Genomic DNA, 12,476 nt, shown 5'->3' on the forward strand with positions numbered 1-12,476 from the left:
GACATTGTGGTTTTCCCCAATCAACAGGGCCTTGTCAGGCGTTACCATGCCGGCCATGAACGACAAGCGCGCCCTTTCGCCGGAAAGCCACCACATCCGCTGGTTGTGGTGGCTGCCCCGACTGGCCTTTTTCCTTTTCATCGCCGCCGTGGGTGCCCTGCTCTGGCTTTCGAACCGTTCCGGCAACGAGGAGCAGCGCACCACCCTGATCGGCGACATGCTCTGGCTGGAGCAGGTGTTCCAGTTCCAGTTGTCCCGCAACGAGGAACTGCTGGGGGAAATCGGCCCGGAACAGGCGGCGGACGCCAAGTCCTTCACCAGCCATGCCCGGGCCCTGCTCGCCAACCAGACCGGCCTGCGCCAGATCATCTGGCTCGATGCCAGCGGCCATGCCCGCCACGCCCTGCCCAGCACCGATACGCTGCCCCGGGAAGAACACCTGCTGCAACTGGCCCGCACCCGAGGCAAGCCGGTCTACAGCAGCGTCTACAACCCGGACCAGGAGGGCTGGCGCATCGACGTTTACGTGCCCCTGTTCCGCAACGACCGCTACGCCGGCATCGTCATCGGCAGCTATGAAATCCAGCGCATGCTGGAAGAAGCCGTGCCCTGGTGGCTGGTGGAACGCTACCAGGTAGACATCACCGACACGCCGGGCCGCATGCTGGCCCGGCGCAGCATCAGCGACCGCACCGACGACGAGCGCAGCTACCAGATCAATCTGGACCCGCCGGGCCAGGGCCTTTTCCTCCAGGCGGCGCCCTACCGCCAGGTCTTGCCCCTGGCGGCGCCCCTGCTCTCCATCACCCTGGTGCTGCTGGCCGGCACCGTGCTGTGGAGCTTCTGGGCCCTGCGCCGCCACGTCCAGGGCCGCTTGCAGGCCGAGCAGGCCCTGCGCGAGGAGCATGCCTTCCGTCTGGCCATGGAAGACTCCCTCGACACCGGCCTGCGGGCGCGGGACCTGGAAGGCCGCATCACCTACGTGAATCCGGCCTTCTGCCGCATGGTGGGGTGGAACCGGGAGGAACTGCTGGGCCACCTGCCGCCCATGCCCTACTGGGCCGAGGCGGAAAAGGAAAACGCCCAGGCCATGAGCGACCGCATCCTCGCCGGCGAAGGCCCCCGCGCCGGCTACGAGATCCTTTACCGCCGCCGCAACGGCGAGACCTTCCCCGCCCTGGTGCACACCACGCCCCTGATCGACACCCGGGGCGTGCAGACCGGCTGGATGAGTTCGGTGGTGGACATCAGCGACCAGAAGCAGGCGGAGGAACGGGCCCGCCAACAACAGGAGCGCCTGCAAACCACGGTGCGCCTGGTGACCATGGGGGAAATGGCCTCCAGCCTGGCCCACGAGCTGAACCAGCCCCTGGCCGCCATCGCCAGCTACAACACCGGCTGCCTCAACCTGTTGGAAGCCAACGAGGACCACCCGGAGCGGATCAACCTCAAGGACATCGAGCAGGCCCTGGGCAAGAGCGCCGAGCAGGCCCAGCGGGCGGGCCGCATCATCCGCCGCATTTACGAATTCGTGCGCCGTTCCGAACCCAAGTCGGAACCCTTTGATCCGGTGCAGTTGATCGGCGAGGTCACCGGCTTCGTGGACGCCGACGCCCGGCGCAAGGACGTCCGCATCGACACCCACCTCGCCGCCGACCTGCCTCGCCTCACCGGCGACCGGGTGCTGCTGGCCCAGGCCCTGCTCAACATCGTCCGCAACGGCGTGGACGCCGCCAGCGGCCACGGCGGCAGCGTGGTCATTGAGGCCGGTCGGGAAGACGACCACCTGCACATCACCGTCAGCGACAGCGGCCCCGGCATCGCGCCGGCGGTGGCGCCGCGCCTGTTCGAACCCTTCCACACCACCAAGCCCGAAGGCATGGGCATGGGCCTGAAAATCTGTCGTACCGTGGTCGAGGCCCACAAGGGCCGCCTCTGGCACGATGCCAACCCCACCGGCGGCAGCCGCTTCCACATTCTGCTGCCCTTCGATCCGCCATAATTCCGCCATGACCAGCACCACACCCCTGCCCGGCACCGCCCACATCGTGGACGATGACGAGGCCATCCGCGACGCCCTCACCTGGCTGTTCAAGTCCCGCGGCATTCCCTCCGACGCCTGGCCTTCCGCCGAATCCTTCCTCGCCGACTACCACCCGCAGATGCGCGGCTGCCTGGTGCTGGACATCCGCATGGAGGACATGAGCGGCCTGGAACTGTTCGACCACCTGCGCAGCATGGGCTGCCGCATGCCGGTGATCTACCTGACCGGTCACGGCGACATTCCTCAGGCGGTACAGTCCCTGAAGAAAGGCGCCTTCGACTTCATCGAAAAACCCAGCAACGACAACCAGCTTGCCGATCGGGTGATGGAGGCCTTGGCCCTGGACGCCGAGGTGAACCAGCGCATCAGCCTGCAAGCCGGCGCCAACGAACGCCTCGCCACCCTCACCCAGCGCGAGCGGGAAGTGATGGACGCGGTGCTGGCGGGCAAGCTGAACAAGGTCATCGCCAGCGAACTCAACATCGCCATGCGCACCGTGGAGGTCCATCGGGCGCGGGTGTTCGAGAAGATGGGGGTCAAGTCCGCCGTGGAGTTGGCCCAGCTACTGGCCGGCCAGGGCGACGCCGGTTAACCCCGCACCGTCATTCCCGCGTGAGCGGGAATCCAATGCCCCCTAGTCTCCAGCTCCTAGCCCCTAATGCCTAGCGCCGCCGCGGCGGCGGCCGGCTGCAACAGGGCCGGTCACCGGCCCGCAGGGCGTTGTCCCGCTCATTCTGTTCGGTGAACTTCCACAAGCCGCGACGCAGGCCATGCAACCCCGCCCGCCAGGCCACGCCGGCGGCGGCCTCGATGCGGACCAGGTCCGTGCGCAGCAGGTCGTAGCTCACCCACAGCCCGTCCCCCGCCGCCGCCACCGACAACACCCCCGGCACCTCGCCGATGCGGTGACAAGCCTCGGCCAGGGTGGCGGCATCAGCTGCCGCCAGGCGCAAGCGGCGGCGCTTGACCAGGGGCCGGCGCTCTTCGCGGTTCATGCTGCCCTCCCCTGCCGGCCAGTACGTGCCACGGCCCAGCGGTAGAAGCCGCGTTTGGCCAGTTCCACCAGGAACAGATAGGCCATCACCATGACGCCGAGGATGACGTAGAACCGGGCCGGCGGCGGGACGAACCCGAAGTAGGCGCCAAGGGGGGTGAACGGCAGCAGGATGGCGCTGACCACCACGCCGAGGGAAGCCGCCATCAACAGGGGATGAGGCCGGCTGGCCAGGGGGTTGCCCCGGGTGCGGATGATGAAGATCACCAGCACCTGGGTGCACAGGGACTCGACGAACCAGCCGGTCTGGAACAGTTTTTCGTCGGCCTGGAGCACGGTCAGCATGACGTAGAAGGTGAGGAAGTCGAACAGGGAACTGATGGGTCCGATGACCACCATGAAGTTCCTGACGAAGCCCATGTCCAGCACCCGGGGGCCGAGCATGTCCTCCCGGTCCACTTCGTCCAGGGGAATCGGGATTTCCGACACGTCGTAGAGGATGTTGTTAAGCAGGATCTGGGTCGGCAGCATGGGCAAAAATGGCAGGAACAGCGCGGCGCCGGCCATGCTGAACATATTGCCGAAATTGGAACTGGTGCCCATCATGATGTACTTCATGATGTTGCCGAAGGTGCGCCGCCCCTCCAGCACGGCGGCGTGGATCACCGCCAGGTCCTGTTGCAGCAGGATCATGTCCGCCGCTTCCTTGGCCACGTCCACCGCTGAATCCACCGACAGGCCCACGTCCGCGCCGTGCAGGGAGGGCGCATCGTTGATGCCGTCCCCCAGGTAGCCCACCACGTGGCCGCGCGCCTTGAGGGCGCGGATCACCCGTTCCTTCTGGGCCGGATTGACGCGGCAGAACAGGTTCACCGTCTCCACCCGCACCCGCAGGGCGGCATCGTCCATGGCGGCGATCTCGCTGCCGCTGAGTTGCCCCTGGACGGCAATGCCCAGCTCGGCGCAGACGTGGCGGGTCACCCGGTCGCTGTCGCCGGTCACCACCTTGATGTCCACGCCCGCCTGCTTCAAGGCCGCCAGGGCCGTGGCGGCGCTGGCCTTGGGCGGATCGAGGAAACCGGCAAAGCCCGCCAGCACCAGTTCGATTTCATCGCTCACCACGGCGTGAGGATGGTCCAGGGGAACCTCGCGCCAGGCGATGCCCAGGACGCGGAAACCGTCCTCCTCCAGAGCGTGGTAGTGGCCCTTCACCTGGGCCAGAGCAGGGTCATCCAGTAGACCTTGCCCTTCCATGCCGGCGGCTTCGTAATGGGTGCACAGGCCCACGATTTCATCCGGCGCCCCCTTCACCACCAGCCAGCGGGATGTGCCGTTGTCGATCAGCACCGACACCCGCCGCCGCTCGAAGTCGAAGGGCACCTCGTCGATCTTGCGCCAGGCACCCACCTCGATCTGGCCGTGGGCGAGGATGGCTTCGTCGAGGGGACTCTTCAAGCCAGTCTCGAAAAAGCTGTTGAAGTAGGCCAGTTGCAACACCCGGTCGCTGACCTGGCCGGCGGCATCCACATGGCGTTCGAGGCGGATCCTGGCTTCGGTCAGGGTGCCGGTCTTGTCGGTGCACAACACGTCCATGGAGCCCAGGTCCTGGATGGCGGACATGCGCTTGACGATCATCTGCTGGTCGGCCATGCGCAGCGCGCCGCGAGCCAGGGTCACCGACACCACCATGGGCAGCAACTCGGGGGTCAGCCCAACCGCCAGGGCCACGGCGAAGAGGAAGGATTCCAGCCAGGGCTTGTGGAAAAAGATGTTCACCAGCAACACGAACAGCACCATCAACACCGTGAGGCGCATGATCAGCATGCCGAAGCGGCGGGTGCCCACCTCGAACGACGTGGGCTCGGCGGAGCGGGAAATGCTCTCGGCAATGTCGCCGATGGCCGTCGCCGCGCCGGTTTTGACCACCCGCAGGCGGGCGCTGCCGCTGATCACCGAGGTGCCCATGTACAGGGCATTGGTGGCCTCCTGCATGTCGGCAGCGGGGGATGCGAGGGGGCCGGGGTGTTTTTCCACCGGATAGGACTCCCCCGTCAGCAGCGCCTGCTTGACGAAAAAGTCCCGCGCCTCGATCACCCAGCCGTCGGCCGGCACCAAATCGCCGGCGGACAGCAGCACTACGTCGCCGGGCACCACCTCGGCCACGGCGATCTCCGTCTCGCGGCCATCCCGCAGCACCCGCGTCCGCAACGACACCGACAGGCGCAGCTTTTCCGCCGCCGCGTTGGCCCGGTGCTCCTGGACGAAATCCAGGGTCACGCTGAGCAGGACGATGCAGCTGATGATGAGGAAATTGGCTTCCTCGCCGGTGAAGGCCGACACGGCGCTCGCCACCAGCAGGATCAACACCAGGGGATTCTTGAACCGGCTCAGGTATTGCCGCAACAGGGAGACCTTGCTTTTGCCGCGCAGCAGGTTGGGGCCGAACTCAGCCAGGCGCGTGCGGGCCTGCCCCTCGTCGAGGCCGCTGGCCAGACTGGGCTCGACGGCGGGAGGGGGCGCCAGCCACCAGGCGGCAGAGGGCGTTTCAATCGACATGATGGACGATGCCCGGCAAGGAAAGCGCCTAGTGTACCGGGTCAGGGGAGTGGCCTATCGCCCGCGACGGAAGGCGCCTGGCGATCAGGCCTCCCCCGTTGCCTGGGCGAAGAATGCCCGCAACAGCTGGGGATGGTCGGCGGCGAAGTTCTCCGCCAGCAGGACCAGATCATCCATGCGGTCGGGGCGGAAATTGCGGAAGTCGCCCCGCAGCTCGCACCAGCCGGCCAGGGTCCAGGCATTGCCCCAAAAGAACAGGGACAGCGGCAGCACCGTGCGCTCGCTGGCCGTGCCGTCCTCGCGCCGATAGCGGAAGCGCAGCTTGCGGCTTTCCACCACGCCCTGGCGCAACAGACGCAGCGGCGCCACCATAGCCTCGGCCACGTGGAAATCGGGCACGACGAAACCGACCTGGGCCGTGGCGCGGCGCAAAGCGCCGGGCAGCACCGCCTCGATCTTGGCCAGGGCCCGTTCCGCCGAACGGCCCAGGGCGGCGTCGGTCCAGCTTTGCACCATGCGGATGCCCAGCACCAGGGACTGGATTTCCTCCTCGTCGAACATCAGGGGCGGCAGCTGGTAGCCGCTGCGCAGCAGGTAGCCCACCCCGGCCTCGCCATCGATGGGCACACCGGAGGCCATCAGGTCCGCCACGTCACGATAGACGGTGCGTTCCGACACTTCCAGGTGCTCGGCCAGTTCCCGCGCCCGGACCACCCGGCCCCGGCCCAGCAACAGCACGATGCGAAACAATCGGTCGGCTCGACGCATGGACAACACCGCGCCGGCACGGCGCTCCTGACATAAAGATGTCAGGATAACACTAGGCTATTCTGCACCAATACTAGGCTCCTGACACAAGGTTGTCAGGAGCCTTTGCCGACAATGGCACTATTGTATTTCACCGCCCCCGTGCCAGGGACATGCGTCGGGTAAGTCGTGCGTAATACGGGGTACTGGAGCATGGAGTCTCTTTCAATACCCCATAAGGAACCCCTTCATGAAAGCGCTCCAAGAATCCGCGCCCTCCCTTCGAGCCTGCATCGCTCAGTCGGCCAAAGCATCCGTCCTCGCGGCAGTGTTGATCCATTCATTTCCGGCCTCGGCCGTGGAGTCCCCGAAAACAGAACCCTCCTCGTCCTGGGGGCTGGGGATCGGCGCGGCAAGCAAGCAGAAGCCATATACTGGGATTGATCGCGACAACAAGGCGATTCCGATCATCCAGTTCGAGAACAAGTATGTTCGGGTCTTCGGGCCGGGGGTGGAGGTGAAATTGCCGGGCATTCGCATCAGCGATACGCAAAGGCTCGATTTCGGCCTCGTTGGCCGGTTCGATCTTTCCGCCGGCTACGAAGCCGATGACTCACCGATGCTGGCTGGCATGAGCGAACGCAAGGGCAGCTTCTGGGCCGGTGCCAAGGCGAAGTGGGAGAACAGTCTGGTAAATGTCACGGCAGAGTGGACCGGCGATGCGTCGGGCAACAGCAAGGGCCAACTGTTCAGTCTGGGGCTCGATCGAACCTGGCGCATCGGCGAACATGTGATGCTCACGCCGCGTCTCGTGGCAAAGTGGCAGGATCGCAAGTATGTCGACTACTACTTTGGTGTGCGCGATAACGAAGTACGGACGGGCCGCGCCGCCTACCGCGGCGATGCCGGTGTGAACGCCGAGATAGGGCTGCGCAGTAGCTATATGTTTGACCAACACCACTCCGTCTATCTGGATGTCGCGGTGACCAGCCTTGCCTCAAAGATCAAGGACAGTCCGCTGGTGGACCGTTCCACCGAAAACAGCGTATTTCTTGGCTACGTCTATAGGTTCCGATGAATCGCATACTTCTGCTTGAGGACCATGAACGTTTGGCCAAGCTGATCTGCAAGGGGCTCTTGGCGAACGGTGTCGCCGTCGATGTCGTCGGTCGCATCGACACGGCTTGGGCGGCCCTTGCGCAAGTGCCCTATCAGGCGCTGGTCCTCGACCGGAGCCTGCCCGACGGAGACGGGCTCGCGCTGTTGCATCGCATGCGCAGCGCCGGACTCGGTGTCCCATGTCTGGTCCTGACCGCGCGCGACGCGCTGCACGACCGGGTGGAGGGCCTCGATGCCGGCGCCGATGACTACCTGCCCAAGCCTTTTGCCATGGACGAGATGGTGGCCCGGGTTAAGGCGCTGTTGCGGCGCCCGGTCGAGCATCGCACCCTCGATCCACAGGTGGGCGACTTGAGCCTGCACCCCGGCGCGGGAACGCTTTGCTGCAGCGAAGAGAGCGTGGCTCTCGCTCCGACCGAAATGCAGATCATGCTGCTCCTGGCGCACCGGCAAGGCGAAGTCGTGCGCCGCAGCGCGCTGGAGGCGGCGGCATGGGGGCTGAGCGAGGCGGTCACGCCGAACGCGCTGGATGTGGCCCTGCACCGTATTCGCCGCAAGCTGCTCGCCATCGGTTCGCGCCAGCGGATCGTCAACGTCAGAGGTGTGGGCTATGCGCTCCGGGAAGACGATGAGGCTGAATAGCCTTGGCGTGAAAGTACTATTCGCCTACGTCGTCAGCGCGGCGTTGAGCATTCTTTTGATCGTGCTGGCTGCCAGTGCGATCATGAATTCGCAAGGTAACATCGTGTCCAGGGCGGACGTGGACGACACCGCGAAGGATATGGCCGGAGACCTCCAGTTCGACAGCGAAGGCGTACCCGTCGGATTCAGCCCGGACGTGGTCGACTTCGAATGGATATTCGAAAACATGAAACAGGAAACCGCGTACCGCGTGCTGGATGCGTCCGGAAACGCTGTCTTGTCCTCCGGTGCCGGAGAGGCGTTTTGGCCAAAGAACGCTGCTGTTAGCCGACTTGAGCGCGGGAGCTTCGAGTTCGAGCGCGAGGGGATTGTGATGCTTGGCGCCACCGAACCTGTCGAGCACAAAGGACGCGTCTGGTTTTTACAGTTCGTGGTCAGCGCGAGGTTCATGGAACTCTCATTCGATGCATTTGTGCTACCGGCTACGCGGACAGGAATCATCGTGTTCAGTCTGGTCCTGCTCTTTGTCTTCGGCGTGTGCGGCTATGTCACGCTGAGGTACGCATTCAAGCCGTTGCGAGAGATTTCGAAATCCGCCGCCGCCATTTCTTCACGTTCGATTCACGCCCGCTTGAAGACTGAAGCGGTTCCTTCGGAGATCGCTCCTCTGGTCGACAGCTTCAATCACGTCCTGGAGCGTCTGGAACGAGGTTATCGCGTGCAACAGGAGTTTCTCGGCAACGCGGCGCACGAGTTGAAGACGCCGCTCGCCTTGATCCGCGCCCAGATCGAATTGCGGGACGGCGGCGGCAAGGCCGACCGCGACTCGCTACTGGGCGACGTGGAGTACATGACACGCCAGGTGCAGCAGCTTCTACTCTTGGCCGAAGCCAGCGAGGTGCACAACTACAGCCTCACCCTCGTCCGTATGCTCGACGTCGCCCACGAAGTCGCCGCCTACTTGCAGCGCATGGCCGAGGCGGCCCATGTTCACCTGACGATTTCCGCTACCGGCGAAGTGAAATGGAAAGCGGATCGCGGGGCGTTGTTCACTCTGCTGAAGAACCTGTTGGAAAACGCGATTCAGCACGCCCCCGCCGAGACGGAGGTCAGCGTCGAAATCCGGCATGACGCAGTCCTCGTCCGCGACATGGGACCCGGGGTCGATGCCACGCAACTGCCACGGCTGTTCGATCGTTTCTGGCGCGCATCGCACCGACGCGATCACGGCGCTGGGCTGGGCCTGGCCATTTGCCAGGAAATCGCTCTGGCGCACGGCTGGCGACTCACGGCCGAGCGCGCCGACCCCGGACTGCGTTTCCGCCTGGAACGTGGCGATTCCGGCGATACCGAGCCAACGGCCGTGCCGCATATGGGACGCATCTGATGAGTCGATCGACCGCTTACCGGCTGGGTCATGGCGGTGCCGCCCGGGACGGGTAGCGCACCCTGCCTACCCGCTCACCACCCATTCGATCCGACAGAAGCAACTTATCCAATGCTCGCAACCTTCTCTTCCTCCACCGCTTCGCTGCCCTGCTACTGGATCGGCATCGCCAGCCACGAACACGTCCGCCGGGGCGTGGCGGGAGGCTTCTGCCAGCTCTGCCACGGCAAGGCCCAGCCCCTGCGCCGCATGGCGCCGGGAGACTGGCTGGTGTATTACTCGCCCCAGGAAGTCATGGGCCGGCCCCAACCCTGCCAGGCCTTCACTGCCCTGGGCCGCATTGTCGGCGCGACGGCGTACCCCTTCGCCATGAGTGAGGACTTCGTACCCTTCCGCCGCGACGTGGACTTTCTGCCGGTCGCGCCCGCCCCCATCCGCCCGCTGATTGAAGACCTGGATTTCATCCGCGACAAACGCCATTGGGGCTACGCCTTCCGCTTCGGCCACCTGGCCATCGGCGTGGAGGATTTCGCCCGCATCGCCCAGTCCCTCGGCCACCCCGAACTGCCATGAACCAACCCCGCCCCCACGTCACCTATTACGTCGCCGCCAGCCTCGACGGCTTCATCGCCACCACCGACGGCGGCCTAGACTGGCTGCGAGCCTATGAAAACACCAGCGAGGACTACGGCTACCAGGACCTACTACGCCGCACGGACTGCCTGATCATGGGCCACCGCACCTACCGCCACTGCCGCGCCATGTGCGGCAAGGATTGGCCCTACGCACACATCGCCTGCCACGTCATGACCTCGTGGCCGCCCCAGGACCGGCACGACCTGCCGACCAACGCGGCCTTTTGCGATACCGTTCCCGCCGCGCTGCTGGATGCCCTGGCCGGAGAAGGACGACGACGGTGCTGGCTGATGGGCGGCGGCGAAACCGCCGGCCATTTCCTGCGCGACGGCCTGATCGACGAGATCATCCTGACCACCGTGCCCCTGGCCCTGGGCAGCGGCATCCCCCTGTTCGGCCCCGATGGCCATGCCCCTCGGGGCCTGTTCAAGCACCAAGCCAGCCAGTGCTACGCCAACGGACTGGTGCAGAACCACTACCGGCGCGGGGACTGACGGTCGCCGGGAAGCGCAGGCCGCCCCACGCTTCCTCAGCGATCGCCAGGCGCGGCCCCATCATCCACGTGGGCCGCGAAGCCACTGCGCCCGGGAGCAATATCGGCTTTCAGGGTCAGCGCCGGAATCTCGTATTGGCCCGTGTTCTGTGGACGGAAGGGAATCGGCTCGGTCGTCCACAAATCATCCAGCCGTCGCCCCAGGGCCGCACAGGTTTCTGCATGGCGGGCCTCGTCCATGCGGCTGGTGCGATGGACGACGAAGGGCGGCAGCACCGAAAAGCCCGGGTAATAGAGGATGCCGTGGTGGATGGGAAAGAGGATGTCGTCCATGGGACCATTGATCCCGCGCGGGCCGTAATGGGAATCCCAGCCGCCGGTGGTTACCACCACCATGGCCCGCTTGCCGGCCATGGCGCCTTCGCCGTAGCGCTGGCCCCAGCGCTGGTCCGAATGTTCGCCGACGCCGTAGGCGAAACCGTAGGCGTAAACCCGGTCCACCCAACCCTTCATGATGGCCGGCATGGAGAACCACCAGAGCGGGAACTGGAAGATCACCGCGTCGGCCCAGCGCATCTTGTCCTGTTCGGCGGCGATATCGGCGCTTTGCGTGCCCTGGACGTAGGCCTCCTTGGAGTCGAGGGAGGGATGAAAGGGCCGGCCCGCCGCCCGTTCGGCGAAATCGGTGCGGTCGGCCGGATCCAATGGGGCCTTCCAGTTCATGGCGTAAAGGTCGGACACCTGGACGGCGTGGCCCGCAGCTTCCAGATGACGGACGGTGAAGTCCCGGAGGGATCCGTTGAGGGAAAGGGATTCCGGATGGGCATAGACGAGTAGGACTTTCATGTTGGTGTGCTCCTTGAACAAGACGACCCCCACGATAAGCCGGCCCCAGGTATATTGAAAATGAATTACCGTGATAATAGGTATTGCCATGAGCAATTTCAGAAAACTCGACCTCAACCTGCTGCTGACCCTGGACGTGCTGCTCGAAGAGCACAACGTCACCCGGGCGGCGGAGCGTCTGAACCTGGCCCAGCCCTCGGTGAGCGTGCACCTGGCCAAGCTGCGCGAGATTTTCGGCGATCCCTTGTTGCTGCCCGGCCCACGGGGCATGCGGCCCACGGCCCGGGCCGAGGCCCTGCGCGAGCCCTTGCGCCTGGCCCTGGCGTCCCTGGAAAAAGCCGTCCTGCCGGCGGCACCCTTCGACCCGCAACTGGCCAACCACACCTGGCGCCTGGCGGCCACGGACTATGGCGAATCCACCATCGTCCTACCCGCCCTGAACGGCCTGCGCACGGCGGCGCCCGGCACCCGCCTCGCCGTGCTGGAAATGAACCCGACCCGGATCGCCAAGCAGGCGGAACAGGGCGAGATCGACCTCGCCTTCCACACCCGTGCTGGCTCGCCCGAGGGCCTGCGGCGCAAGACTCTGTTCGCCGAACGCTATGTGCTGGCGGGGCGGGCCGGCCATCCCAAGCTCAAGCGACGGCTGAGCCTGGCCCAGTTCTGCCAGCTCGACCACGTGGTCGTCTCGCCGGACGGCGGCGGCTTCAGTGGCGTGACCGACCAGGCCCTGGCGGCGTTGGGCATGACTCGGCGAGTGGCCCTGTCGGTGCCCCACTTCCTGTTCCTGCGTTCGGTGCTGGTGAATACGGACCTGGTGGCGATGCTGCCGTCACGCCTGGTGGGCGATGGCAACGACCTGCAAACCGTCAAGCCGCCTTTGGAGGTGCCCGGCTACGAAATGTCCATGCTCTGGCACGAGCGAGCCCACCGCGACCCGGCCCACCAGTGGCTGCGCGACTTCATCGCGGCGGCGGTGAAAAACTAAGGGGCACTGAAGGCGCCGTGCGCC

General features: G+C 65.5%; 12 protein-coding genes. 8 read left to right on the plus strand and 4 right to left on the minus strand.

Annotated elements, in window-relative coordinates; all coding sequences use genetic code 11:
- Window positions 1–46: 46 nt before the first annotated feature.
- A complete protein-coding gene (locus ACYQ2U_RS10510) occupies window positions 47–2,002 on the plus strand; it encodes an ATP-binding protein (protein ID WP_459950316.1) in 1,956 nt (651 codons plus the stop codon).
- Window positions 2,003–2,009: 7 nt separating this feature from the next.
- Window positions 2,010–2,636: a response regulator transcription factor gene (locus ACYQ2U_RS10515; protein WP_459950317.1), complete on the plus strand. Its 627-nt coding sequence runs from the start codon at window positions 2,010–2,012 to the stop codon at window positions 2,634–2,636.
- 70 nt (window positions 2,637–2,706) lie between these two features.
- Here the strand turns inward: ACYQ2U_RS10515 and ACYQ2U_RS10520 are convergent, their stop codons facing one another.
- From ACYQ2U_RS10520 to ACYQ2U_RS10530, 3 genes are all read right to left on the minus strand, one after another.
- The gene (locus ACYQ2U_RS10520; RefSeq protein WP_459950318.1) at window positions 2,707–3,039 is read right to left on the minus strand and encodes a hypothetical protein; all 333 of its coding nucleotides are present in this window, start codon (window positions 3,037–3,039) and stop codon (window positions 2,707–2,709) included.
- Complete coding sequence (gene mgtA / locus ACYQ2U_RS10525) at window positions 3,036–5,594, minus strand: magnesium-translocating P-type ATPase (protein ID WP_459950319.1); 2,559 nt, start codon at window positions 5,592–5,594, stop codon at window positions 3,036–3,038. The genes ACYQ2U_RS10520 and mgtA overlap by 4 nt, the downstream gene beginning before the upstream one ends.
- Window positions 5,595–5,678: 84 nt before the next feature.
- On the minus strand, window positions 5,679–6,362 hold the full coding sequence (locus ACYQ2U_RS10530; RefSeq protein ID WP_459950320.1) for a helix-turn-helix transcriptional regulator: 684 nt from the start codon (window positions 6,360–6,362) through the stop codon (window positions 5,679–5,681).
- 229 nt (window positions 6,363–6,591) lie between these two features.
- Here ACYQ2U_RS10530 and ACYQ2U_RS10535 point away from each other — a divergent pair, with 229 nt between their 5' ends.
- The 5 genes from ACYQ2U_RS10535 to ACYQ2U_RS10555 all read left to right on the plus strand — a co-directional run bounded on the left by ACYQ2U_RS10535 (window position 6,592) and on the right by ACYQ2U_RS10555 (window position 10,619).
- Window positions 6,592–7,419 (plus strand): MipA/OmpV family protein, encoded by an 828-nt coding sequence (locus tag ACYQ2U_RS10535; protein WP_459950321.1) that lies wholly within the window; start codon window positions 6,592–6,594, stop codon window positions 7,417–7,419.
- A complete protein-coding gene (locus ACYQ2U_RS10540; protein WP_459950322.1) occupies window positions 7,416–8,102 on the plus strand; it encodes a response regulator transcription factor in 687 nt (228 codons plus the stop codon). Before ACYQ2U_RS10535 ends, ACYQ2U_RS10540 begins: the two co-directional genes overlap by 4 nt.
- Entirely contained in the window at window positions 8,089–9,489 is a 1,401-nt protein-coding gene (locus tag ACYQ2U_RS10545) for an ATP-binding protein (protein WP_459950323.1), read from the plus strand. The genes ACYQ2U_RS10540 and ACYQ2U_RS10545 overlap by 14 nt, the downstream gene beginning before the upstream one ends.
- Before the next feature lie 111 nt (window positions 9,490–9,600).
- Window positions 9,601–10,062 (plus strand): EVE domain-containing protein, encoded by a 462-nt coding sequence (locus ACYQ2U_RS10550; RefSeq protein ID WP_459950324.1) that lies wholly within the window; start codon window positions 9,601–9,603, stop codon window positions 10,060–10,062.
- Window positions 10,059–10,619, plus strand: coding sequence for a dihydrofolate reductase family protein (locus ACYQ2U_RS10555; RefSeq protein ID WP_459950325.1), 561 nt, complete (start codon window positions 10,059–10,061; stop codon window positions 10,617–10,619). The genes ACYQ2U_RS10550 and ACYQ2U_RS10555 overlap by 4 nt, the downstream gene beginning before the upstream one ends.
- Window positions 10,620–10,654: 35 nt before the next feature.
- Here ACYQ2U_RS10555 and ACYQ2U_RS10560 read toward each other — a convergent pair whose 3' ends face one another.
- Window positions 10,655–11,464 carry an NAD(P)H-dependent oxidoreductase gene (locus ACYQ2U_RS10560; protein WP_459950326.1) on the minus strand — a complete coding sequence of 270 codons (810 nt, stop codon included), beginning with the start codon at window positions 11,462–11,464 and terminating at the stop codon, window positions 10,655–10,657.
- Window positions 11,465–11,552: 88 nt separating this feature from the next.
- On the opposite strand from ACYQ2U_RS10560, the gene ACYQ2U_RS10565 reads away from it, so the two are divergent.
- Window positions 11,553–12,452: a LysR family transcriptional regulator gene (locus ACYQ2U_RS10565; RefSeq protein WP_459950327.1), complete on the plus strand. Its 900-nt coding sequence runs from the start codon at window positions 11,553–11,555 to the stop codon at window positions 12,450–12,452.
- Window positions 12,453–12,476: the final 24 nt, after the last annotated feature.

This window comes from Denitratisoma sp. agr-D3 (assembly GCF_054658675.1).

What these genes read in the sequence shown, in the direction of transcription:
- ACYQ2U_RS10540 (WP_459950322.1), top strand. Translation starts at nt 7,416, where the DNA reads ATGAATCGCATACTTCTGCTTGAGGACCATGAACGTTTGGCCAAGCTG.
- mgtA (WP_459950319.1), bottom strand. Translation starts at nt 5,594, where the DNA reads ATGTCGATTGAAACGCCCTCTGCCGCCTGGTGGCTGGCGCCCCCTCCC.
- ACYQ2U_RS10510 (WP_459950316.1), top strand. Translation starts at nt 47, where the DNA reads ATGCCGGCCATGAACGACAAGCGCGCCCTTTCGCCGGAAAGCCACCAC.
- ACYQ2U_RS10520 (WP_459950318.1), bottom strand. Translation starts at nt 3,039, where the DNA reads ATGAACCGCGAAGAGCGCCGGCCCCTGGTCAAGCGCCGCCGCTTGCGC.
- ACYQ2U_RS10535 (WP_459950321.1), top strand. Translation starts at nt 6,592, where the DNA reads ATGAAAGCGCTCCAAGAATCCGCGCCCTCCCTTCGAGCCTGCATCGCT.
- ACYQ2U_RS10560 (WP_459950326.1), bottom strand. Translation starts at nt 11,464, where the DNA reads ATGAAAGTCCTACTCGTCTATGCCCATCCGGAATCCCTTTCCCTCAAC.
- ACYQ2U_RS10565 (WP_459950327.1), top strand. Translation starts at nt 11,553, where the DNA reads ATGAGCAATTTCAGAAAACTCGACCTCAACCTGCTGCTGACCCTGGAC.
- ACYQ2U_RS10550 (WP_459950324.1), top strand. Translation starts at nt 9,601, where the DNA reads ATGCTCGCAACCTTCTCTTCCTCCACCGCTTCGCTGCCCTGCTACTGG.
- ACYQ2U_RS10555 (WP_459950325.1), top strand. Translation starts at nt 10,059, where the DNA reads ATGAACCAACCCCGCCCCCACGTCACCTATTACGTCGCCGCCAGCCTC.
- ACYQ2U_RS10545 (WP_459950323.1), top strand. Translation starts at nt 8,089, where the DNA reads ATGAGGCTGAATAGCCTTGGCGTGAAAGTACTATTCGCCTACGTCGTC.
- ACYQ2U_RS10515 (WP_459950317.1), top strand. Translation starts at nt 2,010, where the DNA reads ATGACCAGCACCACACCCCTGCCCGGCACCGCCCACATCGTGGACGAT.
- ACYQ2U_RS10530 (WP_459950320.1), bottom strand. Translation starts at nt 6,362, where the DNA reads ATGCGTCGAGCCGACCGATTGTTTCGCATCGTGCTGTTGCTGGGCCGG.